Source organism: Bacillus sp. PAMC26543 (genome assembly GCF_014250375.1).
GTDB classification, from domain to species: domain Bacteria; phylum Bacillota; class Bacilli; order Bacillales; family Bacillaceae; genus Bacillus; species Bacillus halotolerans.
The window spans coordinates 1,713,672-1,736,830 of sequence record NZ_CP060193.1; the positions used below are offsets into that span (position 1 = coordinate 1,713,672).

The following is a 23,159-nucleotide window of genomic DNA, read 5'->3' on the forward strand; positions in this document are numbered from 1 at the left end:
AAAACCTCCTTGCGGCTAAGAACCTCTTTTTTCAGCGGGCTGCTGTTTTTTATAAGACAAAAATGAGGTTAAGTTGTCCATTTTAATTTTCATTTCTTCTTCGGTTGCCGAATGGAACAAAATATCGTGCAGGTGCTCTTCAAAATTGTTGACTTGAATTTTTGTTAAAATGTCATCAAGCTCGCCGACCACTTTTTCAAATAAATGAATTTTTTCATATAAAAGCTTTAAAATATGCTCTTCCACTGTATGTTTGGTAGCCATGTTATAAATATGGACGTCACGCTCCTGCCCGAGCCTGTGGATTCTTCCGATTCTTTGTTCAAGCCGCATCGGATTCCATGGCAAATCATAGTTAATCATGTGATTGCAAAACTGCAGGTTGATCCCTTCGCCGCCTGCTTCAGTTGCAATCAGCACTTGAACCTTCCCGCGGAAAAGGTCCTTCATCCAGTCTTTTTTTCCGCGTTTAAATCCGCCTCTGAACGGCACAGAGCTGATGCCGTGTTGCTGAAGAAACCACTGCAGATAAATTTGAGTGGCACGGTATTCTGTAAAAATAATGACTTTATCGTCTATCTTTTTAATCAGATCGACGACTTGATTCGCTTTAGAATTTTGTGTCACTTGATTGATGCGGTCCATTAATATAGAAATGGTGTCTTCATCAATAGCTGGTGCCTGTTTTTCTTTTTGGTCGAGCATTTTTTTCAATGTCATGTACACAGCTTCCCTGCTTGAACAGCATTCTCTTTGGAGTGTCATAATGGAGAACATGCTGGCCGGTTTGTTAATGCTTTCTTTCAGGCGGGAAATCTCATCGTAAAGCGCCTGCTCTGATGGAGAAAATTCAATCGGCACTGTTTCGACGCGGCGCTGCTTCCAATTCAGCCCGGTGTCATGCCGCCTGTTGCGAATCATGACTTTATTCACTAGATCTTTTAAATGATCATGTGCTTCTAAGCTGGATTTCTTTTTAGAAAACATTTCTTGAAAGTGATTCTGATTGCCTAAATGACCAGGCTTTAATAATGAAACCAAATTGAATATTTCTTCAACACGGTTTTGGATTGGCGTCGCAGTCAGCAGCAGGCAGTATTTTTTCACAAGATTCCGGACAAATTCATAGTTCTTTGTTTTGCTATTTTTCAGCTTGTGGGCCTCATCAATAATGACGAGATCATATGGGATTGACAGCACAATTTCCCGGTGGGGCGAGCGCTTTGCGGTATCGATGGAGGACACGACGATATCGCACTGCTCCCACACATAGCTTTTCTTTTGTTCAACAGCCGGAATCAAAAATTTTTCCTGAAGCTCTTTCACCCACTGCGAAACAAGAGAAGCTGGCACAAGGATCAGAATTTTTTTGGCTAACCCGCGAATCATATATTCTTTTAGAATCAGTCCGGCTTCAACAGTTTTGCCGAGCCCCACTTCATCTGCTAAAATCGCTTTTCCGTTCATTTTTTCAACAACCTTCTGCGCAACCTCAAGCTGATGGGGAAGCGGCGTGAAGGAAGGGAGATATAATGGGGCCCGCAAGCCTTCAAATTCAGGAATCGCCAATGTTTCCTGGATTTCTGATGAAAGCTTGTACAGCTCCCAGTTTGACCACGGACCGTCGTTTTTCAGTCTTTCGGCAAATTCTTCGGGCCATTTTGTGTCATATGTGATTTCTGCATTCATTGCTGTGAAACCGCCTTTCATATTCTTCAATTTTTTAAATGAACAATATAAGAAAAATCCGCCCAAATTGCTGTTGCCCCGCATATAGTGATGATGGTAGGATATGAGTATGTATTTGATGTAAGATATTGCTATAGTATGTCCATAACAGCATGAAAATATGAGCGAATGACAGCAAGGGGAGAGACCTGACCGAGAAAACCGGGATACAGGCGCCGAAGGAGCAAACTGCGGAGTGAATCTCTCAGGCAAAAGAACTCTTGCTCGACGCAACTCTGGAGAGTGTTTGTGTGAAATGCGCAAGCCACCAAAGGGGACGTCTTTGCTATTGCAAAGTAAACTTTCAGGTGCCAGGACAGAGAACCTTCATTTAATATGAGGTGTTTCTCTGTCCTTTTTTGTATGTTTTTTAGCTGCGCCGTTGAAAAAGGGGAGGAATTTGATGCTGAAAAGAACACCGTTATTTGAATTGTATAAGGAATATGGAGGGAAAACGATTGATTTCGGAGGCTGGGAGCTTCCTGTTCAATTTTCTTCAATCAAAAAAGAGCATGAAGCTGTCCGAACAGCAGCCGGGCTGTTTGATGTATCTCATATGGGGGAAGTCGAAATCACGGGGGATGACAGTCTGTCTTTTTTACAAAAGCTGATGACAAATGATGTATCCGCGTTAAAAACCGGCCGTGCGCAATATACCGCGATGTGCTATCCGGATGGCGGCACCGTTGATGATTTACTCATCTATCAAAAAGCTGAAAACCGCTATTTGCTTGTCATAAATGCTTCAAATATAGATAAAGATCTTGCTTGGCTCAAAGAACACGCAACAGGAGATGTCCAGATTGACAATTTGTCAGATCAGATTGCGCTTTTGGCCGTGCAGGGCCCGAAAGCAGAAACAATCTTAAAAAATCTGACAGCTTCAGATGTATCTGCTTTAAAACCATTTGCATTTATTGATGAAGCTGATATCAGCGGCTGCAAAGCACTCATTTCGCGCACCGGCTATACGGGTGAAGACGGGTTCGAAATTTACTGCCGTGCTGATGACGCAGTCCGAATTTGGAAACAAATCATTGAAGCGGGTGAAGAACACGGGCTTATGCCATGCGGGCTAGGGGCGCGTGATACGCTCAGATTTGAAGCGAAGCTCCCGCTCTATGGCCAGGAGCTGACTCGGGATATCACGCCGGTTGAAGCAGGTATAGGCTTTGCCGTAAAACACAAAAAAGAGTCTGATTTTTTCGGGAAGTCTGTATTGAGTGAACAGAAAGAAAACGGGGCGAAACGAAAGCTCGTCGGTCTTGAAATGATTGAAAAAGGAATACCGAGACACGGATATGAAGTGTTTCAAAGCGGCAAGTCCGTCGGAAAGGTGACAACAGGCACCCAGTCACCGACATTGGGGAAAAACGTGGGCCTTGCCTTGGTTGATGCTGGAGCGAGTGAGATCGGAACTGTTGTAGAAGTGGAGATTCGCAAAAAATTAGTGAAAGCAAAGGTAGTTAAAACACCATTTTATAAACGCTAAAAATTTTTCTTTGGAGAGGGGTCAACACATGAAGCACCGCTATTTGCCCGCGACAGAAAAGGATAAACAGGAAATGCTTGATGCCATCGGCGCAAACACGATCGATGATTTATTCGCCGATATACCTGAGAACGTCAGATTCAAAAAAGAGTATCAATTCAAAAAGGCAAAATCAGAAACAGAATTAACAAAAGAACTGACAAAGCTGGCGTCTAAAAACTGTGATACCGTTCAATACGCATCTTTCTTAGGCGCCGGTGTATATGATCATTATCAGCCGGTTATTGTGGATCATGTCATTTCAAGGTCTGAGTTTTATACAGCTTATACACCATATCAGCCGGAAATTTCTCAAGGGGAGCTTCAGGCGATTTTCGAGTTTCAAACGATGATTTGTGAATTAACAGGCATGGATATCAGCAACTCTTCTATGTATGATGGCGGAACAGCCTTGGCGGAAGCTGCGATGCTTGCCTCCGGACATACGAAAAAGAAAAAAATTGTGGTGTCAACAACCGTGCACCCTGAATCGAGAGAAGTGCTGAAAACATATGCAAAAGGACAGTATATTGAAGTTGTTGAAGTCCCTGCCGCAAATGGAGTGACTGATCTTGATGCTTTGCGCGAAACCGTTTGTGACGATACGGCGGCAGTCATTGTGCAGTACCCGAACTTTTTTGGTCTGGTTGAGCCATTGAAGGATATTGAGCCGATCGCTCATCAGGGAAAATCCATGTTTATTGTCTCAGCCAATCCGCTTGCATTGGGACTTCTGACCCCGCCGGGCGCTTTTCAGGCCGATATTGTGGTTGGCGACGCACAGCCATTCGGGATTCCTTCCGCATATGGCGGACCCCATTGCGGATTTTTTGCCGTCACGAAAAAATTAATGAGAAAGGTGCCGGGCCGCCTCGTCGGACAAACGGAGGATGAAAACGGAAAAAGAGGTTTTGTGCTTACCTTGCAAGCCAGAGAGCAGCATATTCGCAGGGATAAGGCGACCTCAAACATCTGCTCGAACCAGGCTTTAAACGCACTGGCCGCTTCCGTCGCCATGACGGCTCTCGGCAAAAACGGCGTAAAAGAAATCGCCCGCCAAAATCTCTTAAAAGCCAATTATGCTAAGCAAGAAGCGAAAAAAGCGGGGCTCACTGTGATGTTTGACGGGCCGATGTTTAACGAATTCATCATCAAACTTGATGAACCTGTGAAATCGGTAAACAAAAGATTGTTGACAAATGGGATCATCGGCGGCTACGATTTGGGTCTGACGTATCCGGAGCTTGACCGCCATATGCTTATTGCCGTAACAGAGCTGAGAACAAAAGAAGAAATTGACGCACTCATTCAGGAATTGGGGGATCGCCATGTATAATCAGGATCAGGCACTTATTTTTGAGCTTTCAAGAGAAGGCCGTGTCGGCTACAGTCTGCCGGAGCTTGACATACCGGAAATGGAAGTGGAGGACCTCTTGTCAGACAGCTATATCCGTGATGAGGACGCAGAGCTGCCGGAGGTTTCTGAGCTGGATATTATGCGGCATTACACAGCATTGTCCAGACGGAACCACGGGGTTGATTCGGGCTTTTACCCGCTCGGTTCCTGTACAATGAAATACAATCCGAAATTGAATGAAAAAATCGCGCGGATTCCCGGTTTTGCCGCGATTCATCCTCTTCAGGACGAAGACACAGTGCAAGGCGCTTTGGAGCTTTTATATGACTTAAGCAAGCATCTCGAAGAAATTACGGGAATGGATGAGGTCACGCTTCAGCCCGCGGCGGGGGCGCATGGCGAATGGACGGGACTGATGATGATCCGCGCTTATCATGAGGCGCGCGGAGATATGAAACGGACAAAGGTCATTGTCCCCGATTCAGCTCATGGGACAAATCCTGCGTCTGCAACAGTTGCCGGTTTTGAAACGGTGACGGTGAAATCGAATGAAAACGGGCTTGTTGATTTAGAGGATTTAAAAAGAGCGGTGAATGAAGAAACCGCAGCTCTTATGCTGACGAATCCGAATACACTCGGATTATTTGAGGAACAGATCACCGAGATGGCGGAAATCGTTCACCAAGCCGGAGGAAAGCTGTATTATGACGGCGCTAATTTAAATGCCGTGTTAAGTAAAGCGAGACCCGGTGATATGGGATTTGATGTGGTGCATCTTAATTTGCATAAAACCTTCACAGGGCCTCACGGCGGAGGCGGTCCGGGTTCAGGTCCGGTTGGCGTAAAAGAAGATCTGATTCCTTATCTGCCAAAACCCGTTTTAATCAAAAAAGAAGGGCGATTTACTTTTGACTATGACCGCCCTCACGCGATCGGCCGTGTTAAGCCTTATTACGGCAACTTCGGCATCAATGTCAGAGCGTATACGTACATCCGCTCTATGGGCCCGGACGGGTTAAAGGCCGTTACTGAAAACGCGGTGCTGAACGCCAACTATATGATGAGAAAGCTTGCCCCTTATTACGATCTGCCGTTTGACCGCCATTGCAAGCACGAATTTGTATTGTCAGGGAAACGCCAGAAAAAGCTTGGGGTGCGTACGCTGGATATTGCAAAACGGCTGCTCGATTTCGGCTATCATCCGCCTACAATTTATTTTCCGCTTAATGTTGAGGAGTGCATCATGATTGAGCCGACAGAGACAGAATCCAAGGAAACACTGGATGCATTTATTGATGCTATGATCCAAATTGCGAAAGAAGCAGAGGAAACTCCGGAGCTCGTACAGGAGGCTCCGCATACAACAATCGTCAAAAGAATGGATGAAACAAAAGCAGCCAGACAGCCGGTACTTAGATATAAGAAAAATGTAAGCAGCGAACTTGTAAAATAAAAAACAGCTGTCTGATATCAGACAGCTGTTTTTTTAATTTTTGGCTTTAATTTTTCCGCCCCATTTTTTAAAGCCGCCCTTAAGGTTATAAATCTCAGTGCAGCCGTTTTTGCGCAGGGTTTGTGCCGCGCGTCCGCTGCGGACACTGTTCTGGCAGTACAGATAGACAGGCTTGTCCGGCCGGATTTCATTTTTTCTCTGTTTCAGCTGAGAAAGCGGAATGTTGCGGGCGCCTAAAATATGTCCGCCATCAAATTCATTCGGTTCACGAACGTCGATAAGCTGCGCTTTGCGGTAACCAGCGCGGAATTCTTCTTCCGAAAGTGTTTTCATAATTCGCTGCTGATAGACATATGAAGCAATCATATAGACGATAAACGCAGCAAAAATAATTAAAACGATCATATTAGACAATGTGATTCTACTCCTTTAACGTATAAAATCAAAACCCTGCTTCTTTAAACAAGGGCATAGAGACGTTTTCGACAAATACTATTATAGTAAAGCACGGCGTGATTGTCATCCATAATGGAACTAAAATATTTTTCATTTTCCCTGCAGTTTGTTAAACTGATTCTATTAAAACGGTAAGGAAGGTCTCAAAATGGAAAAAGAAACTTGGCGGTTTATAGACTCAGGAAATGCAAGCCCGGCTTTCAATATGGCGCTTGATGAAGCGCTTTTATATTGGCACAGTGAAAAGAAAATTCCTCCGGTCATCCGTTTTTACGGCTGGAATCCGGCGACGCTTTCTGTAGGTTATTTTCAAAATATTAAAAAGGAAATCAATTTTGAAGCAGTACATAAGTATAATCTTGGATTTGTCAGACGCCCGACCGGAGGAAGAGGGGTGCTCCACGATCAGGAATTGACATACAGCGTAATCGTTTCTGAGGATCATCCGGAAATGCCGGCGACTGTAACCGAGGCATATCGGGTTATTTCAGAAGGCATACTTCAAGGCTTTAGAAATCTTGGTCTGGACGCTTATTTTGCCATTCCGAGAACCGAAAAAGAAAAAGAAAGCTTAAAGAACCCGCGGTCATCCGTTTGTTTTGACGCGCCGTCCTGGTATGAGCTTGTTGTGGAGGGGCGCAAGGTGGCGGGAAGCGCGCAAACGAGACAAAAAGGCGTCATCCTTCAGCACGGCTCCATTCTGCTTGATTTGGATGAGGACAAGCTGTTTGATCTGTTTTTGTATCCGAGTGAAAGAGTCAGAGAACGGATGCAGCGCAATTTTAAAAATAAAGCGGTTGCGATTAATGAACTCACCGATCACCCGGTGACAATGGACGATGCACGCAAGGCTTTTAAATCCGGATTTGAAACCGGCTTGAATATTCACTTGGAGCCGTACGAATTATCCCAGGAAGAGCTTGATTTTGTTCAGGACTTGGCAGAAACAAAATATGCTTCTGATGAATGGAATTATAGGCGGTAAAAAGGGCTTTTTAGCCTGCAGAGCATCCTTGTTTTTTCAAGTTCATTAGTGTAAACTTGTAATGATTTATAAAGTTAAGGTGCTTTTTGGGAGGGTTTCGATGACGACACCAAGTATGGAAGATTATATTGAACAGATTTATATGCTGATTGAAGAAAAAGGATATGCAAGGGTTTCTGATATCGCGGAAGCATTGGCAGTCCACCCCTCCTCTGTAACAAAAATGGTTCAAAAACTAGATAAAGACGAATATTTAATTTATGAAAAATATCGCGGTCTCGTGCTAACGTCTAAAGGAAAGAAAATAGGCAAACGGCTAGTATACAGACATGAATTGCTTGAGCAGTTTTTAAGAATCATTGGTGTTGATGAAGAGAAAATATATAACGATGTCGAAGGAATCGAGCATCATTTAAGCTGGAACAGCATTGATCGCATCGGTGATCTTGTTCAATATTTTGAAGAAGACGATGCGCGTAAAAAAGAGCTGAAATCAATCCAAAAGAAAACAGAACATCATAATCAGTAAAAAGGCGGGTCTCAAAGGAGGCCGCCTTTTTTTGATGAAATGCGCCCTGCTTCATTCATTGGTCTATTTCTTCGCATTTTTTCTTAAAATGATAGTAAGCCATTGGATGGAGGGGGAGGGTATGGGATGTATATTGACGGTGTGTTTTCTGGCGGAGGGGTAAAAGGCGTGGCGCTTGCCGGCGCTTATGAAGCGCTTGAGGAAAAAGGCTTCCGCTTTGCACGGCTTGCCGGCACAAGCGCCGGCGCCGTTATTGCCGCTTTTATTGCATCAGGTTATTCAAGCAAGGAAATTCACGCTTTGATTGAAGAAGTGGACGGAGAGAGGCTGCTGGACCAGCGATACTCATTTCTCCCCTTAAAAATGCTCCAATGGGTGTCCATTTACTGGCGTTTGGGCTTGTTTAAAGGAGACACATTAGAAAAGTGGATCGCCGACCTTTTAAGAGCGAAAGGCGTACGCGTCTTTGGCGATTTGAAAAAAGGCTCTTTGCGGCTCATCGCTTCGGATCTGACAAACGGTACAATGATCGTGCTGCCGGACGACTTGGTCCGCTACGGGTTAAATCCGGATATGTTTCCGGTTGCCAGAGCGGTAAGAATGAGCTGCAGCATTCCCTATTTTTTTGAACCAATAAAATTAAAAACAGATACAGGAACTGCCACCGTAGTGGATGGGGGCGTTTTAAGCAATTTTCCCATATGGCTGTTTTCTAAAGAAAGAAAACGACCTGTTATCGGTGTGACGCTTGCGCCGAATGAAAGGGAGCGGCCGAAAAAAAATATCGGAAACGCTTTCGAACTGTTTGGCGCTCTGTTTGAAACGATGAAGGATGCGCATGACGCAAGACATATCGCGTCACGCTATGAGCAAAATATCATTTTTCTTCCGGTTGACAACGTGATGGCGACCGAATTTCATTTAACACAACAAAAAAAACTAGCCCTGATTGAGCTAGGTAAAAGTCGGACAGAGCAGTTTTTAAAGCAGTGGACCTATTAAAAAAGCGCTCTGTTTTTCTTTTTATTTTTTTTTCCTTCTATGACAGTCAGCTGCGTCTGGCTTTTTTTCTTGAGAATCATCGGCTTAGGTTTGCTGGCGCTCGGAACGCTTCGCAGATGGCTCACCCGTCCTTTATGCCCGGCGCGGTGCTTTGCTTTTTGTTCTTTCAGCCGGCGCCGCGATTGTTTGGCCGCTTTTTTAAAAGCCGCTCCTTCACTGCCAGTATTTCGCTTCATTACATATTTCACAATAAAATAAATAATGATACCTGCCAAGATGACGGTTATCGCCATTTTTGCCATTTCTCCGGGATTGGTTACCAGCACATAGAGGAAACCGAACGCTCCCAGCGCAATTAATACAGCAATAATAGGTTGTACACGATGATTCATAACTGTCCACCTCCGAAAGTAATAGCAGGGCAACGGATATTAGATGACGTTGTGAGAAGGCTGCTCTTTTTGTTCAGATCTTTCTTCGAGTCTGAGAAGCTCGTTAAAGCTTTCGATTGCAACTTCAACTTGGTCATCCTTAGGTTCTTTCGTCGTTAACAGCTGAAGCCAGAGGCCCGGGTACCCGAGACATTTCAAACCGGGAATATCACGCACTTTATTTGTCAGCTGCAGCACTTCAAAGGAAATCCCAAGTACAACCGGTATGAGAGCGACACGATCTATAACACGCAACCAAAGCGGATCTGTTGGAACAAGCAAGTATACAAACATACCGACAATAATGGTAAATAAAATAAAGCTGGACCCGCAGCGGTAATGAAGCCGTGATTGATTTTGAACGTTCTCTACAGTAATTGGCAATTTCTGTTCATAACAGTTTATGACCTTATGTTCGGCTCCATGATATTGAAACACTCTTTTAATCAGCGGTGTCATGGATAAAAAATAAATATAACCGAGCAGCAAAATCAATTTGAATAGACTTTCAACTGCGATTTGCGCTGTGTCCGATGGAAAAACCGGTCTTGTCAGTTCAGCTAAGAAAACAGGAACCAATGTAAATACGAATTTACTGAACAAAAATGATAAGACGCCGATCACTGCAAGGCTGAGATACATTGACAGCCCCGAGGCTTTTTTTTCTTCCTTAAGCGTCTCGTCCTCAGACGGATCAAGTCCGTAGCGTTCACTCGAGAAATTCAAATGCTTTGTGCCGTTAGCGCTCGCTTCAATAATAGCCGCGATCCCTCTTATAAATGGTATTTTTTTTACCCTGTTCAGCTTCGGATTGTGTTTCCGGGGAAGCTTGAAGAAATCAATGCTTCCGTCTGTTCTTCGTATGGCCGTAACGTAATTGTGTTTTCCGCCAAACATAACGCCTTCCACAACCGCCTGCCCGCCGTAAGCGGGCGGAATTTTATGTTTTGACATATTCATCAACCTGCCTATTTCTTTAGGATTGCTAACTATTTCCTTTCACTCTATTGTACAGGAAACAGCGCGAAACCTCTAGATTGACGGGCTGAAAATTTGCCAGAGCCTTGCTTTTTCTACATGCAGTATACCCGTTATTTTCAAATTTTACTCGCTGCTGTCAAAATGTGTGAGCTTTTTTATTGACATTTCATTTTTTGGGCACACTTTAACAAGGAGGTGGCCGTTATGACAAGTGAAAAAAATACAGATCAAAACGAACAAACAAAAGAGGATCAGGGACCGCCTGTGCCAATGGGCGCCAGGGTAGCGGCGACGGGTTTTTGCGGAGGCGTATTATGGAGTTTCGTCGGTTATATCGCCTACTTATTTCATTTTTCCGAAATCAGCCCCAATATGATATTGCAGCCGTTTGTACTCGGAGAGTGGAAGAAACATGGTTTAGGAACGATTATCAGCATCATTGTGATTGGCATCATTTCGATTGGCGGGGCGTTTCTTTATTATCTTCTCTTGAAACGCTTGAAAACGATGTGGCCTGGTATGTTATACGGCTTGCTGCTTTGGCTGCTCGTGTTTTTTGTGTTTAATCCGATTTTCCAGGATGTGCGCGCTGTAACTGAATTGAAATCAGATACGATTATTACAACAATTTGCATCTATCTGCTTTACGGGCTGTTTGTCGGATATTCAATTTCATTTGAATATAATGAGCTGAACTCGGAAAAGCTGGCACGTGCGCTGGGAACACAGAGAGAATAGTGTATTATCCTTTTTTGTTATGATAAAATGTTCACGAGAAGTGAACATTTTTTACATGAGAAACCCTCGCGAAAAGGAGAGAGCCATGTGCCTCATTTTTTGATTTTGAACGGCCCGAATGTCAATCGGCTGGGGAAGCGTGAGCCGGATGTATTTGGGCGTCACACACTGACAGATATTGAAACAGATCTTTTTCAATTTGCTGAAGCCTTACATATTCAGCTTACTTTTTTCCAGTCTAATCATGAAGGCGATTTGATAGACGCCATACACGAGGCTGAGGAACAATATGACGGAATTGTTTTGAATCCGGGCGCGCTGAGCCATTACAGCTATGCAATCAGGGATGCTGTTTCAAGCATCAGCCCTCCTGTGGTTGAGGTGCATTTATCAAATTTATACGCCAGAGAAGAATTCAGGCATCAGTCAGTGATCGCTCCTGTTGCGAAAGGGCAGATTGTCGGCCTCGGATCTGAAGGCTACAAGCTTGCTGTTCGCTATTTATTAAGCCGGCAAGGGGGAGAATAAAGATGAAACTTGAGAAATTAAGAAACTTGTTCGAACAGCTGGGGATAGACGGAATGCTGATTACAAGCAGCATCAATTTGCGCTATATGACCGGTTTTACAGGGTCAGCGGGCTTAGCTGTCATATCCGGAGACAGGGCTGCGTTTATTACAGATTTCCGTTATACGGAGCAGGCGAAGGTTCAGGTAAAGGGCTTTGAAATCATTGAGCACGGCGGCAGCCTGATTCAAACCACTGCCGACACAATTGAAAAGTTCGGCATCAAACGCCTCGGTTTTGAACAAAACAGTATGACCTACGGCACATACGCGTCCTACAACGCGGTTGTCAGTGAGGCTGAATTAGTGCCTGTGGCTGAATCCGTGGAAAAGTTGCGCTTGATTAAGTCTAATGAAGAGATTAAGATATTAGAGGAAGCTGCGAAGATTGCAGATGATGCTTTCAGCCATATCTTGACGTTTATGAAACCCGGCATTTCTGAAATAGCTGTTGCCAATGAATTGGAGTTTTATATGAGAAGCCAAGGAGCGGACAGCTCTTCTTTTGATATGATTGTCGCCTCGGGCCTTCGGTCAAGCCTTCCCCATGGAGTGGCAAGTGACAAACTGATTGAAAGCGGGGATCTTGTTACGCTGGATTTTGGCGCTTACTATAAAGGATATTGTTCTGACATTACCCGAACGGTCGCTGTAGGCCAGCCTAGTGATCAATTGAAAGAAATTTATCAGGTCGTATTTGATGCTCAGGCACTCGGCGTCGAACATATTAAGCCGGGCATGACAGGCAAAGAGGCTGACGCCCTGACTAGGGATCATATCGCTGCAAAAGGCTACGGCGAGTACTTCGGCCATTCAACCGGGCATGGGCTCGGCATGGAAGTTCATGAGTCGCCGGGGCTGTCCGTCAGATCTTCAGCTATCCTTGAACCGGGCATGGTGGTTACAGTGGAGCCGGGCATTTACATACCAGAAACAGGCGGTGTCCGAATTGAAGATGACATCGTGATGACAGAAAACGGCAACCGGACAATTACCCATTCCCCAAAAGAACTCATTATTTTGTGATTGGAATATAGGAGGACATTAAACATGATTTCAGTAAACGATTTCCGTACAGGATTAACAATCGAAGTGGATGGCGGCATTTGGCGCGTCGTTGACTTCCAGCACGTAAAACCGGGTAAAGGTGCGGCATTTGTCCGTTCTAAACTTCGCAACCTGCGTACTGGCGCGATTCAGGAAAAAACATTCCGTGCTGGTGAAAAAGTGGCAAAAGCGCAAATCGAAACAAAAACAATGCAATACTTATATGCAAACGGAGACCAGCACGTATTCATGGATACAAGTTCTTATGAACAGCTTGAACTGAGTGAAACTCAAATTGAAGAGGAATTAAAATATCTGCTTGAAAATATGTCTGTACACATCATGATGTACCAAGATGAAACACTCGGAATCGAACTACCGAACACGGTTGAGCTGAAAGTGGTAGAGACTGAACCTGGCATTAAAGGTGATACGGCATCAGGCGGTACAAAACCTGCGAAAACCGAAACTGGTCTTGTTGTAAACGTGCCGTTCTTTGTCAATGAAGGCGACACACTTGTAGTCAACACATCAGATGGTTCTTACGTTTCAAGAGCGTAAGGAGAAAAAAGAGGCCTGTTCCCAATTGGGAGCAGGCTTTTTTTGTACGCAAAAACAGAATCTTTCTTTTATACGAAAATGGCAAGACTACTTCCGCAAGCTAGAGCATATCATATAAAAAAATGGGAGGTTGGGAGAGTGCTATGAAATTTTTTCTTGGAAATATCAATTCTACTGTTTTGACGATGGCCGGATTGCGAGTTTTATCCTCCATGATTGAGCTGACGGCCGCGATTGTGATGCTTGTGACAAATGATGTCCGCAAAGCGGTTGTGGTCAACAGCATTCTTGCTATTGTCGGTCCGCTGATTTTTATCATCACCATGACTGTGGGAATCTACCAAATTGCCGGGCAGCTGTCATATGCAAAACTGATCTTGATTTTTACGGGTGTCGTGTTGATTTTAGCGGGTGTCCACAAATAAAGAGAGGCTTGTCATAAAGTCTGCCTCACATCATACATTTTAAAGAAGCCGATCGGTAGAAAGGAGGAGACTCTGTTGAATGAAATTGCTGACGTTCTCCCTGAATCCATGAAAAACGCCCTTTCTGAAATACCGGAACATCAATGGCTGGAAATCGAAGAAATCAGAATTCGGGTTAACCGCCCTGTTGAACTGATACGAAAAGGACAACCTCTTTTTTTGTCCTATGCGGGCACGGCCGAGGATGCCCACCTGATCCTCAGCCGGCTAAGCAATTACAGTATGTATACGCTCGAAGAAGAGCTGAAGAAAGGGTATGTCACCATCAGGGGCGGCCACAGAGTCGGACTTGCAGGCAGAGTCATTACAGAAAACGGAGGGGTGAAGGGCCTCCGTGACATTGCGTCTTTTAATATACGAATTGCCCGGCAAAAGCTTGGAATAGCAGAACCGCTGCTGCCTTATCTGCATCAAAACAGCTGGCTGAATACATTGATTATCGGTCCGCCGCAAACCGGTAAAACAACGCTGCTTCGTGATATTGCCAGACTTGCGAGCAGCGGCAAGAACCGCATTCCGCCCGTAAAGACAGGCATTGTCGATGAACGGTCGGAAATTGCCGGGTGCCTGCGCGGCATTCCGCAGCATCAATTCGGACAGAGAATTGACGTGTTAGATGCCTGTCCGAAGGCTGAGGGGCTGATGATGATGATCCGGTCAATGAGTCCCGAGGTGATAATCGTTGATGAAATCGGAAGAACGGAGGATACAGAAGCACTTCTCGAGGCGCTGCATGCCGGTGTTTCGGTCATCGTATCCGCGCATGGCTGGAGTATTTCTGATCTGATGAAGCGGCCTTCATTAAAGCGTCTGTGGGAAGAAAAAGCCTTTGACCGCTATTTGGAATTATCCAGAACGAAGGGGCCGGGCACGGTAAGCCGTATTTATGACAAAGACGGAAACGTGCTTTCTGGAACGAGGGACGTGAAAACATGCTGAAGCTGTTAGGCGCTGTATTCATTGTAGCTGCGACAACATGGACAGGTTTCGAGACGGCGAAAATTTATACAGAACGGCCAAGGCAAATCCGTCAGCTGCGTGCGGCGCTCCAATCTCTCGAGGCGGAAATTATGTACGGCCATACACCGCTTCACACCGCTTCGCAGCAGATCGCAAAACAGCTTGCACAGCCTGTTTCGGCTCTGTTTCTCAGTTTTAGCGAACAGCTGGAGAAAGGCAGTGATTCCGCTAAAACGGCATGGGAGCAAAGCTTAAAAAAAGTGTGGGACAACATGTCACTGAAAAAAGCCGAATATGATGTGCTGAAGCAGTTCGGCGAGACGCTTGGGATTCACGATCGAATCTCACAGCAAAAACATATCAAGCTGGCACTTACACACTTAGAGGCATCGGAAGCGGATGCTGAGCAGGCACAAGCGAAAAATGAAAAGATGATAAAAAGTTTAGGCTTTTTAGCGGGCTTGTTACTCATTCTTCTATTGATGTAAACGTGAGGGGAGCAAAAATAAAATGGGAGTAGACGTTAATGTCATTTTTCAAATCGCCGGAGTGGGAATCGTGGTCGCTTTTTTACACACGATTTTGGATCAGATGGGAAAAAAAGAATACGCCCAGTGGGTGACGCTGTTAGGTTTTATCTATATTTTATTTATGGTCGCCACCATTGTGGATGACCTCTTTAAAAAGATAAAAGCTGTGTTTTTATTTCAAGGATAGGGGGGCTTACAGATTGACATTGTTCAAATTGTAGGTTTAGGGCTGATCGCCACCTTCCTTTCTTTGATCGTAAAAGAACAAAAGCCGACATTTGCCTTTTTAATTGTCGTATTTGCCGGATGTGTTATTTTTCTCTATTTGGTAGATCAAATCTACGACATTATCAGAATGATTGAAAAAATAGCCGTTAACGCCAATGTCAACATGGTATATGTTGAAACGATTTTAAAGATTATCGGAATCGCCTATATTGCTGAATTCGGGGCGCAGCTCACCAAGGATGCCGGTCAAGGGGCCATCGCCTCGAAAATAGAATTGGCGGGGAAAATTCTGATTCTCGTTATGGCTGTTCCTATTTTAACCGTGATTATTGAAACGATTCTCGGACTTATACCTTCCATGTCATAACCGAAAGGAGGCGGCAGATTGAAGCGTTTTCGATGGGCGTTGGTTCTTGCGGTGCTGCTCGTATTCGGCTGCACAGAAATTGTACAAGCAGCAGACGACTCGGTCCAAACAGAAGAACATACCGAAACACCGGAGCAATTGGCTGAAAAAACGGCAGAGTCGCTTGAAACAGACAAGATCGGTGAATTTTGGAATGACATAATGACGGAGTACGGCGGGCTTCTGCCGGAAAGTCAAAAAGGAAGTTTGCTTGAGTTTATAAACGGCGATAAATCTTTTTCACCGCAAGAATGGCTGAAGGCTCTCTTTTCTTATTTGTTTCATGAAGTGCTTGCCAATGGAAAGCTTCTCGGCACGTTGATTTTGCTAACGATTTTTTGCGTCATTCTTCAGCTTCTGCAAAATGCATTTCAGCAAAGCACAGTCAGCAAGGTTGCCTACGCAATTGTTTATATGGTGCTGATTATCCTTGCACTGAACAGCTTTCATGTAGCGATCAATTATGCGACAGAGGCGATTCAGACGATGACCAGTTTTATTTTGGCTCTCATTCCTCTCCTGCTGGCGCTTTTGGCTTCCTCTGGAGGAGCTGTATCTGCGGCCTTCTTTCATCCTGTTATTCTTTTTCTAATGAATACGAGCGGTCTGCTGATTCAAAATATCGTCATGCCGCTGATTTTCTTATCAGCAATTCTGAGCATCGTCAGTACAATGACTGAACAATACAAAGTAACGCAGCTGTCCAATCTTCTCAGAAATATTGCCATCGGAGCGCTGGCAGTCTTTCTCACTGTGTTTCTCGGCGTCATTTCTGTGCAGGGTGCCTCGGCGGCAGTGACAGACGGCATTACGCTCAGGACGGCTAAGTTTATTACCGGCAACTTCATTCCTGTTCTTGGAAGAATGTTTACTGACGCAACGGATACGGTGATCAGCGCTTCCTTATTGCTGAAAAATACGGTAGGAATCCTAGGTGTCGCCATTTTGATTTGTATTGCGGCTTTCCCGGCAATCAAAGTGCTTTCTCTCGCTTTTATTTACAAGCTGGCAGCCGCGATTCTCCAGCCGCTCGGCGGCGGTCCGGTCATTACCTGTCTCGATGTCATCAGCAAAAGCGTCATTTATATTTTTGCGGCTCTCGCTATTGTGTCTCTCATGTTTTTTTTAAGCCTTACCGTCATTATTACTGCCGGAAACCTCACGATGATGATGAAATAAAGGAGGCTGACGGATGAGTTTTTTAACTGAATGGCTTACCAGCATCGTCTTATTTATCCTATTTGCAATCGTTATTGATATGCTGCTGCCGAGCTCCAGCATGCAAAAGTACGCAAAAATGGTAGTCAGCCTGCTGCTGATCGTCGTCATGCTTACTCCAATCTTTAAGCTTTTCAAAACAGACCCCGAAGTCATCTTTGAATACCTCACAAAAAACGGGCAATCGGAATCTGCCGAAATAAAAAATCAGATCAATTCAAAAAAAATAGAAATACAAGCTTCCCAGCGCGCATATATTTTAGAAGAAATGGCTGTCCAACTAAAAAAGAAAGCGGAGGAGATGTTCAGTCATGACGAATATAAAGTAGACCAAATCAAGATCACGGCAGGAGAAAAAGTAGATTCAGAAGAGGATATCAAAACAATCAGCGTGTATATGGCCCCGTCTTCTGAAAAAACGGTCCAAACGGTCGCGCCGATCGACATTAATACGGATCATGCATACGTCACGAAAGAAAAAGCGGAACAAAAAGAAGCTAAACAGATTGAGACAAAGCTTGCGGACATTTGGGAAATCGGCAGTGAGAAAATTACGGTTCATATGGAAGGCGGGGAGAGGATCGGCAATGAATAAAAACGGATTATGGAACGTATTGAAAAAGCAGTTTCTTCCGGGGCAATCGAAGGACGGCGAAAAACCGAAGCTGACCAAATATCATTACTTTCTGTTCGTTTTTGTTCTCGGCGTCTCCTTTATGCTTGTCAGCCAGCTCTTTTCTTCACCGGAGAAAACGGAAAACGCCCAGACCATAACAGCACCGGCATCAGCTGATTCGGCGGACAGCAAAGAGAAAACAGCTGAAGTGTTTAAAGCCTCTAAATCTGATGATCCTAAAAACTCTATTGGCGATTATGAAAAAGAATATGAAAACCAGCTGAAGGAAATTCTTGAAACCATTATCGGCGTGGAGGATGTCTCGGTTGTGGTCAATGTAGACGCAACGTCACTGAAGGTTTATGAAAAAAACAAATCAAGCAAAAATACAACAACTGAGGAAACAGACAAAGAAGGCGGAACTAGAAGTGTGACGGATCAAACATCAGAGGAAGAAATCGTCATGATCAGGAATGGGGATAAAGAAACCCCTGTTGTCGTTCAAACGAAAAAACCTGATATACGCGGTGTACTCGTTGTTGCTCAAGGAGTGGACAACGTTCAAATAAAACAAACCATTATTGAAGCGGTGACACGGGTCCTGGATGTTCCAAGCCACCGGGTTGCGGTTGCCCCTAAAAAAATAAAGGAGGATTCATAAATGCTCAAAAAACAAACCGTTTGGCTGTTAACAATGCTCAGTCTTGTTGTGGTGTTAAGTGTTTATTATATCATGTCGCCGGAAAGTAAAAACGCGGTGCAGATGCAAAGTGAAAAAAGCCCGTCAGACAGCGGTGAGGTAGCAACTGAAAAAACACCTGCCAAGGAAGACACAAAGGAAAAAAACGGTGCTGAAACAGAGAAAGAAGACGGAACAAAGGGTACGAAAGATTCTTCATCAGACAAAGAAACTTCCGCTGAAGCGAGTGAAAAAGGAACGGTTGTGACCGAAACCGCCGATGATGATCTCTTCACAACGTACCGCCTTGATTTAGAGGATGCCAGAAGCAAGGAAAGGGAAGAACTGAATGCGATCGTATCCAGCGACGATGCAACAGCAAAGGAAAAGAGCGAAGCATATGATAAAATGACAGCCCTCAGTGAAGCGGAAGGAACAGAAAAACAGCTTGAAACACTGATTAAAACACAAGGCTATGAAGATGCCCTCGTAAATGCGGAAGGAGACAAAATCAACATCACGGTCAAGTCTGACAAACACTCCAAATCTAAAGCTACAGCCATCATAGACCTTGTTGCCAAAGAAATTAAAACGATGAAAGACGTTGCTGTCACATTTGAGCCTTCCAAATAGTTAATGAACAACCGCCCGCCGAAACGCGGGCTTTTTGCATGCCAATCATATTAGAGTTGAATTCAAAAGTCCGCTCCTGTAAGATAAACATAGTATGTACTTTTAGTAGTAACCTATAAAAAAGAAATTTCAATACATAGGAGTGCGATGGAATGTTAAACATTAAAGAAATCCATGAGCTGATTAAAACAATTGACGAATCTTCAATTGATGAATTCGTATATGAAAATGAAGGTGTTTCCCTAAAACTGAAAAAACACGAAGCGGGTACTGTGCAAGTGATGCAGCAAGCACCGGCAGCACCTGTACAAGCAGCGGCTCCGCAAACGGCACAGCCTCAAGCGCAGCAAGCAGCGCCGGCACCTGCACAAGAGGCGCCGAAACAAGATGAAAACCTGCATCAAATCAAATCGCCGATGGTGGGAACATTTTATGCTTCTTCATCACCGGAAGCCGGTCCTTATGTAACTGCAGGCTCTAAAGTAAATGAAAACACAGTTGTCTGCATTGTGGAAGCAATGAAGCTATTCAACGAAATCGAAGCGGAAGTAAAAGGCGAAATCGTTGAAGTATTAGTTGAAAACGGCCAGCTGGTTGAGTATGGACAACCTCTATTTCTTGTAAAAGCAGAGTAAGGAGACTTAACATGATAAAAAAGCTATTGATCGCCAACAGAGGAGAAATTGCTGTCAGAATCATCAGAGCCTGCAAAGAGCTCGGCATTGAGACTGTCGCTGTTTATTCAGAAGCTGATAAAGATGCCCTGCATGTGCAAATGGCTGATGAGGCTTTTTGTATCGGACCGAAAGCATCAAAAGACAGCTATCTAAACGTTACAAATATCGTAAGTGTCGCCAAGCTTACCGGCACAGATGCTATCCATCCGGGATACGGATTTTTAGCTGAAAACGCCGACTTCGCGGAATTATGTGAAGAAGTGAATGTCACGTTTGTCGGACCTAGCGCTGAGGCCATTTCAAAAATGGGAACAAAAGACGTTGCGCGGGAGACGATGAAACAGGCGGGCGTGCCGATCGTTCCAGGTTCACAAGGAATTATAGAAAATGTGGAAGAAGCGGTTTCGCTGGCTAATGAAATTGGGTATCCTGTAATTATAAAAGCCACCGCAGGCGGAGGCGGAAAAGGAATCAGGGTTGCGCGCACCGAAGAGGAATTGATTAACGGCATTAAGATTACTCAGCAGGAAGCTGCAACTGCATTTGGAAATCCTGGAGTTTACATCGAAAAATACATAGAGGATTTTCGTCATGTTGAGATCCAAGTGCTTGCCGATAATTATGGAAATACCATTCATTTGGGCGAACGCGACTGCTCGATTCAAAGACGCCTTCAAAAGCTTTTGGAAGAATCACCATCTCCTGCGCTTGATTCAGAAATCAGAGAGCAGATGGGTGAAGCAGCGGTTAAGGCTGCAAAAGCAGTTGGCTACACAGGCGCGGGCACAGTTGAATTTATTTATGACTACAGAGAACAGCGCTACTACTTCATGGAAATGAACACAAGAATTCAAGTAGAGCACCCAGTCACAGAAATGGTGACAGGAACAGACCTGATTAAGGAACAAATCAGAGTCGCATCAGGAATGGAACTCAGCCTCAAACAAGAAGATGTTCTATTTGAAGGCTGGGCCATCGAATGCCGAATTAATGCGGAAAACCCAAGCAAAAATTTCATGCCGTCACCTGGTGAAATAAAAATGTATCTGCCGCCGGGCGGTTTAGGTGTCCGTGTAGATTCAGCCGCGTATCCGGGCTATACCATCCCTCCGTACTACGACAGCATGATTGCGAAAGTAATCACATACGGAAAAACGAGAGATGAAGCGGTTGCCCGCATGAAGCGCGCATTAAGCGAATTCGTCATCGAAGGCATAGAAACAACAATCCCGTTCCACATCAAACTGCTTGAACACGAAACATTTGTCAGCGGAGAGTTTAATACGAAGTTTTTAGAAACATATGATGTAATGGGCTCATAATTTTTACGGAGGTGAATTGAATGAAAGACAACAGCTTGCTTAAAATGGATCATGAAGACACGCATTTAGGTAAGGTTGAGATCGCGCCGGAAGTCATTGAGGTGATTGCCGGTATCGCAGCTTCAGAAGTTGACGGCGTTGCTGAAATGCGCGGGAACTTTGCGACAGGGGTCGTCGAGCGCTTCGGCAAAGTAAACCACGGCAAAGGCGTAAAAGTCGACTTGGCGGATGACGGAATTACGATCGATGTCTTCTGTGTTGTCGCATTCGGCGTTTCCATTCCGAAAGTCGCAGCGGCCGTTCAGGAAAACATTCGTCAAACCTTATTAAATATGACGTCTCTTTCAATTAACGAGATCAATATTCACATCGTCGGCATTCAATTTGACACAAAAGCCCAGGAAGTCGAAATCGACGAAGAAATGTAAATGGCTTAACAGAAAACCAAGGGGAGGGCGGCCCTTTGGTTTTTTTACACGTTACCCTTTATTTCAAAGCATGAAGAAAGCCGGCTCGAGGCAGCCGAGTTTCTTCATGATCGTGAAATCCGAATGATCATATGAAGGTGTGTAAAAATATTCGGTAATAGGGTCGAAAAACCTTGATTTCAATATGCGGATACGAAAAAAATATGTTATGATCTCTTTATGGCTTAACGACAAGCGGATAAAGAGGATCAAAGGAGAAAGAAAATGAAAAGAAGAACAGCAAGAGAAAAAGCTTTGCAGGCACTATTTCAAATTGATGTCAGCGATATTGCAGTGAATGAAGCCATTGAACACGCATTAGATGAAGAAAAGACAGATCCTTTCTTTGAAAAGCTTGTATACGGTGTACTTGAACACCAGGTTCAGCTGGATGAAATGATTTCGAAACATCTGGTGAATTGGAAGCTTGACCGGATTGCCAATGTTGACCGTGCTATTTTGCGTCTGGCAGCATACGAAATGGCATATGCCGAAGACATTCCGGTAAATGTCTCCATGAACGAAGCGATTGAGCTGGCGAAACGGTTTGGTGATGACAAAGCGACAAAATTTGTAAACGGGGTTCTTTCTAACATTAAATCTGATATTGAACAATCATAGGAGGAAAGAAAATGACTGCAACAATCATCGACGGAAAAGAAACGGCAAAAGAAAAACGCGAACAATTGGCAAAAGAAGTAGAAGAGCTTAAAAAGCAAGGCGTCACTCCCGGCCTGGCGGTTATTTTGATTGGAGATGACCCAGCTTCTCATTCTTACGTGCGGGGAAAGAAAAAAGCAGCAGAAACAATGGGCATGAATTTTAAGCTTGATCAATTCGACAGCAGCCTCACAGAAGCTGAACTGCTTTCGATTATTGACAAATACAATGAAGACCCTGAGTTTCACGGAATTCTCGTTCAGCTTCCGCTTCCAGACCATATTTCTGAAAAAGCGGTGATTGAACGTATTTCTCCTGATAAGGATGTAGACGGTTTTCATCCGTTAAATGTAGGGAAAATGCTGCTTGGCGAAGATACATTTCTTCCTTGCACGCCGCATGGAATTGTTGAGCTTTTGAAGAAAACCAATATTGACCTTTCCGGTAAAGAGGTTGTTGTAGTCGGCCGAAGCAATATTGTCGGTAAACCTGTCGGCCAGCTTTTATTAAATGAAAACGCGACAGTAACATACTGTCATTCAAGAACAAAAGATATATCTGAACATACGAAAAAAGCGGACATCCTGGTGGTGGCGGTCGGTAAAGCCAACTTCATCACTGCTGACCAGATGAAAGAAGGCGCCATCGTTATTGACGTCGGCGTTAACCGTTTGGAAAGCGGAAAGCTTTGCGGAGACGTTGAGTTTGAAGGTGCGAAGGAAAAAGCATCCTTTATTACACCTGTTCCGGGCGGAGTCGGTCCTATGACCATCACGATGCTTGCGCATAATACTGTTAAATCTGCGAAACGTACGTTATCATAGATCTTTGGAGATATTCAGAGACAGGCTAAAACCCTGCCTCTGGATAATGAGCACGATACCCGCTTCTTCAGGCTCCTTAAGCCAGAGCG

28 protein-coding genes and 1 riboswitch are annotated in these 23,159 nt (G+C 44.4%); of the genes, 24 read left to right on the forward strand and 4 right to left on the reverse strand.

What is annotated here, in order from left to right; all coding sequences use genetic code 11:
• Positions 1–15: 15 nt before the first annotated feature.
• Positions 16–1,689: a DEAD/DEAH box helicase gene (locus H7F27_RS08730; RefSeq protein ID WP_185848833.1), complete on the reverse strand. Its 1,674-nt coding sequence runs from the start codon at positions 1,687–1,689 to the stop codon at positions 16–18.
• Between the two features lie 168 nt (positions 1,690–1,857).
• Positions 1,858–1,959: riboswitch (glycine riboswitch) on the forward strand.
• Between the two features lie 172 nt (positions 1,960–2,131).
• Between H7F27_RS08730 and gcvT the strand changes: the two genes are divergently transcribed.
• From gcvT to gcvPB, 3 genes are read left to right on the forward strand one after another with little or no spacing between them, the layout of a single operon-like run.
• The gene (gene gcvT / locus H7F27_RS08735) at positions 2,132–3,220 is read left to right on the forward strand and encodes a glycine cleavage system aminomethyltransferase GcvT (protein WP_185848834.1); all 1,089 of its coding nucleotides are present in this window, start codon (positions 2,132–2,134) and stop codon (positions 3,218–3,220) included.
• A 28-nt stretch (positions 3,221–3,248) separates the two neighbouring features.
• Positions 3,249–4,595, forward strand: coding sequence for an aminomethyl-transferring glycine dehydrogenase subunit GcvPA (gcvPA, locus tag H7F27_RS08740; RefSeq protein ID WP_185848835.1), 1,347 nt, complete (start codon positions 3,249–3,251; stop codon positions 4,593–4,595).
• On the forward strand, positions 4,588–6,069 hold the full coding sequence (gene gcvPB, locus H7F27_RS08745) for an aminomethyl-transferring glycine dehydrogenase subunit GcvPB (RefSeq protein ID WP_185848836.1): 1,482 nt from the start codon (positions 4,588–4,590) through the stop codon (positions 6,067–6,069). Before gcvPA ends, gcvPB begins: the two co-directional genes overlap by 8 nt.
• Before the next feature lie 33 nt (positions 6,070–6,102).
• Here the strand turns inward: gcvPB and H7F27_RS08750 are convergent, their stop codons facing one another.
• Positions 6,103–6,483: a rhodanese-like domain-containing protein gene (locus H7F27_RS08750; RefSeq protein WP_024122030.1), complete on the reverse strand. Its 381-nt coding sequence runs from the start codon at positions 6,481–6,483 to the stop codon at positions 6,103–6,105.
• A 190-nt stretch (positions 6,484–6,673) separates the two neighbouring features.
• Here H7F27_RS08750 and lipM point away from each other — a divergent pair, with 190 nt between their 5' ends.
• The 3 genes from lipM to H7F27_RS08765 all read left to right on the forward strand — a co-directional run bounded on the left by lipM (position 6,674) and on the right by H7F27_RS08765 (position 9,041).
• Positions 6,674–7,510 carry an octanoyltransferase LipM gene (lipM, locus tag H7F27_RS08755; protein WP_103672263.1) on the forward strand — a complete coding sequence of 279 codons (837 nt, stop codon included), beginning with the start codon at positions 6,674–6,676 and terminating at the stop codon, positions 7,508–7,510.
• A gap of 100 nt (positions 7,511–7,610) precedes the next feature.
• The gene (gene mntR / locus H7F27_RS08760) at positions 7,611–8,039 is read left to right on the forward strand and encodes a transcriptional regulator MntR (RefSeq protein WP_010334908.1); all 429 of its coding nucleotides are present in this window, start codon (positions 7,611–7,613) and stop codon (positions 8,037–8,039) included.
• Positions 8,040–8,165: 126 nt separating this feature from the next.
• Positions 8,166–9,041, forward strand: coding sequence for a patatin-like phospholipase family protein (locus H7F27_RS08765; RefSeq protein WP_024122028.1), 876 nt, complete (start codon positions 8,166–8,168; stop codon positions 9,039–9,041).
• On the opposite strand, the gene H7F27_RS08770 is transcribed toward H7F27_RS08765, so the two are convergent.
• A complete protein-coding gene (locus H7F27_RS08770) occupies positions 9,038–9,433 on the reverse strand; it encodes an SA1362 family protein (protein ID WP_044154629.1) in 396 nt (131 codons plus the stop codon). The two genes, H7F27_RS08765 and H7F27_RS08770, sit on opposite strands and share 4 nt — an antisense overlap.
• Before the next feature lie 39 nt (positions 9,434–9,472).
• The gene (locus tag H7F27_RS08775; protein WP_024122026.1) at positions 9,473–10,426 is read right to left on the reverse strand and encodes a DUF1385 domain-containing protein; all 954 of its coding nucleotides are present in this window, start codon (positions 10,424–10,426) and stop codon (positions 9,473–9,475) included.
• 231 nt (positions 10,427–10,657) lie between these two features.
• Here H7F27_RS08775 and H7F27_RS08780 point away from each other — a divergent pair, with 231 nt between their 5' ends.
• From H7F27_RS08780 to folD, 18 genes are all read left to right on the forward strand, one after another.
• Positions 10,658–11,191: a YqhR family membrane protein gene (locus H7F27_RS08780; protein ID WP_024122025.1), complete on the forward strand. Its 534-nt coding sequence runs from the start codon at positions 10,658–10,660 to the stop codon at positions 11,189–11,191.
• A gap of 87 nt (positions 11,192–11,278) precedes the next feature.
• Positions 11,279–11,719 (forward strand): type II 3-dehydroquinate dehydratase, encoded by a 441-nt coding sequence (aroQ, locus tag H7F27_RS08785; protein ID WP_024122024.1) that lies wholly within the window; start codon positions 11,279–11,281, stop codon positions 11,717–11,719.
• Positions 11,720–11,721: 2 nt separating this feature from the next.
• Complete coding sequence (gene papA / locus H7F27_RS08790; protein WP_101861027.1) at positions 11,722–12,783, forward strand: aminopeptidase PapA; 1,062 nt, start codon at positions 11,722–11,724, stop codon at positions 12,781–12,783.
• 24 nt (positions 12,784–12,807) lie between these two features.
• Positions 12,808–13,365 carry an elongation factor P gene (gene efp / locus H7F27_RS08795; protein ID WP_024122022.1) on the forward strand — a complete coding sequence of 186 codons (558 nt, stop codon included), beginning with the start codon at positions 12,808–12,810 and terminating at the stop codon, positions 13,363–13,365.
• 143 nt (positions 13,366–13,508) lie between these two features.
• Entirely contained in the window at positions 13,509–13,790 is a 282-nt protein-coding gene (locus H7F27_RS08800; protein WP_010334901.1) for a YqhV family protein, read from the forward strand.
• Positions 13,791–13,865: 75 nt separating this feature from the next.
• A complete protein-coding gene (spoIIIAA, locus tag H7F27_RS08805; protein ID WP_185848837.1) occupies positions 13,866–14,789 on the forward strand; it encodes a stage III sporulation protein AA in 924 nt (307 codons plus the stop codon).
• Positions 14,783–15,298 (forward strand): stage III sporulation protein SpoIIIAB, encoded by a 516-nt coding sequence (gene spoIIIAB, locus H7F27_RS08810; RefSeq protein WP_024122020.1) that lies wholly within the window; start codon positions 14,783–14,785, stop codon positions 15,296–15,298. The genes spoIIIAA and spoIIIAB overlap by 7 nt, the downstream gene beginning before the upstream one ends.
• Before the next feature lie 22 nt (positions 15,299–15,320).
• On the forward strand, positions 15,321–15,527 hold the full coding sequence (spoIIIAC, locus tag H7F27_RS08815; protein WP_003153142.1) for a stage III sporulation protein AC: 207 nt from the start codon (positions 15,321–15,323) through the stop codon (positions 15,525–15,527).
• A 12-nt stretch (positions 15,528–15,539) separates the two neighbouring features.
• The gene (spoIIIAD, locus tag H7F27_RS08820) at positions 15,540–15,935 is read left to right on the forward strand and encodes a stage III sporulation protein AD (RefSeq protein ID WP_081638335.1); all 396 of its coding nucleotides are present in this window, start codon (positions 15,540–15,542) and stop codon (positions 15,933–15,935) included.
• Between the two features lie 18 nt (positions 15,936–15,953).
• Positions 15,954–17,153, forward strand: coding sequence for a stage III sporulation protein AE (spoIIIAE, locus tag H7F27_RS08825; protein ID WP_069487194.1), 1,200 nt, complete (start codon positions 15,954–15,956; stop codon positions 17,151–17,153).
• A 13-nt stretch (positions 17,154–17,166) separates the two neighbouring features.
• Positions 17,167–17,787: a stage III sporulation protein AF gene (gene spoIIIAF / locus H7F27_RS08830; protein ID WP_044154638.1), complete on the forward strand. Its 621-nt coding sequence runs from the start codon at positions 17,167–17,169 to the stop codon at positions 17,785–17,787.
• Positions 17,780–18,469: a stage III sporulation protein AG gene (gene spoIIIAG, locus H7F27_RS08835; RefSeq protein WP_010334895.1), complete on the forward strand. Its 690-nt coding sequence runs from the start codon at positions 17,780–17,782 to the stop codon at positions 18,467–18,469. The genes spoIIIAF and spoIIIAG overlap by 8 nt, the downstream gene beginning before the upstream one ends.
• Positions 18,470–19,120 carry a stage III sporulation ratchet engulfment protein SpoIIIAH gene (spoIIIAH, locus tag H7F27_RS08840; RefSeq protein WP_024122016.1) on the forward strand — a complete coding sequence of 217 codons (651 nt, stop codon included), beginning with the start codon at positions 18,470–18,472 and terminating at the stop codon, positions 19,118–19,120.
• Between the two features lie 152 nt (positions 19,121–19,272).
• Entirely contained in the window at positions 19,273–19,755 is a 483-nt protein-coding gene (gene accB / locus H7F27_RS08845; RefSeq protein WP_024122015.1) for an acetyl-CoA carboxylase biotin carboxyl carrier protein, read from the forward strand.
• 11 nt (positions 19,756–19,766) lie between these two features.
• Positions 19,767–21,119 carry an acetyl-CoA carboxylase biotin carboxylase subunit gene (gene accC, locus H7F27_RS08850; protein ID WP_044154640.1) on the forward strand — a complete coding sequence of 451 codons (1,353 nt, stop codon included), beginning with the start codon at positions 19,767–19,769 and terminating at the stop codon, positions 21,117–21,119.
• A gap of 20 nt (positions 21,120–21,139) precedes the next feature.
• Positions 21,140–21,547 (forward strand): fatty acid biosynthesis protein YqhY, encoded by a 408-nt coding sequence (yqhY, locus tag H7F27_RS08855; protein WP_185848838.1) that lies wholly within the window; start codon positions 21,140–21,142, stop codon positions 21,545–21,547.
• Positions 21,548–21,811: 264 nt separating this feature from the next.
• A complete protein-coding gene (gene nusB, locus H7F27_RS08860; protein ID WP_024122013.1) occupies positions 21,812–22,207 on the forward strand; it encodes a transcription antitermination factor NusB in 396 nt (131 codons plus the stop codon).
• Between the two features lie 11 nt (positions 22,208–22,218).
• On the forward strand, positions 22,219–23,070 hold the full coding sequence (gene folD / locus H7F27_RS08865; RefSeq protein ID WP_024122012.1) for a bifunctional methylenetetrahydrofolate dehydrogenase/methenyltetrahydrofolate cyclohydrolase FolD: 852 nt from the start codon (positions 22,219–22,221) through the stop codon (positions 23,068–23,070).
• Positions 23,071–23,159 lie beyond the last annotated feature (89 nt).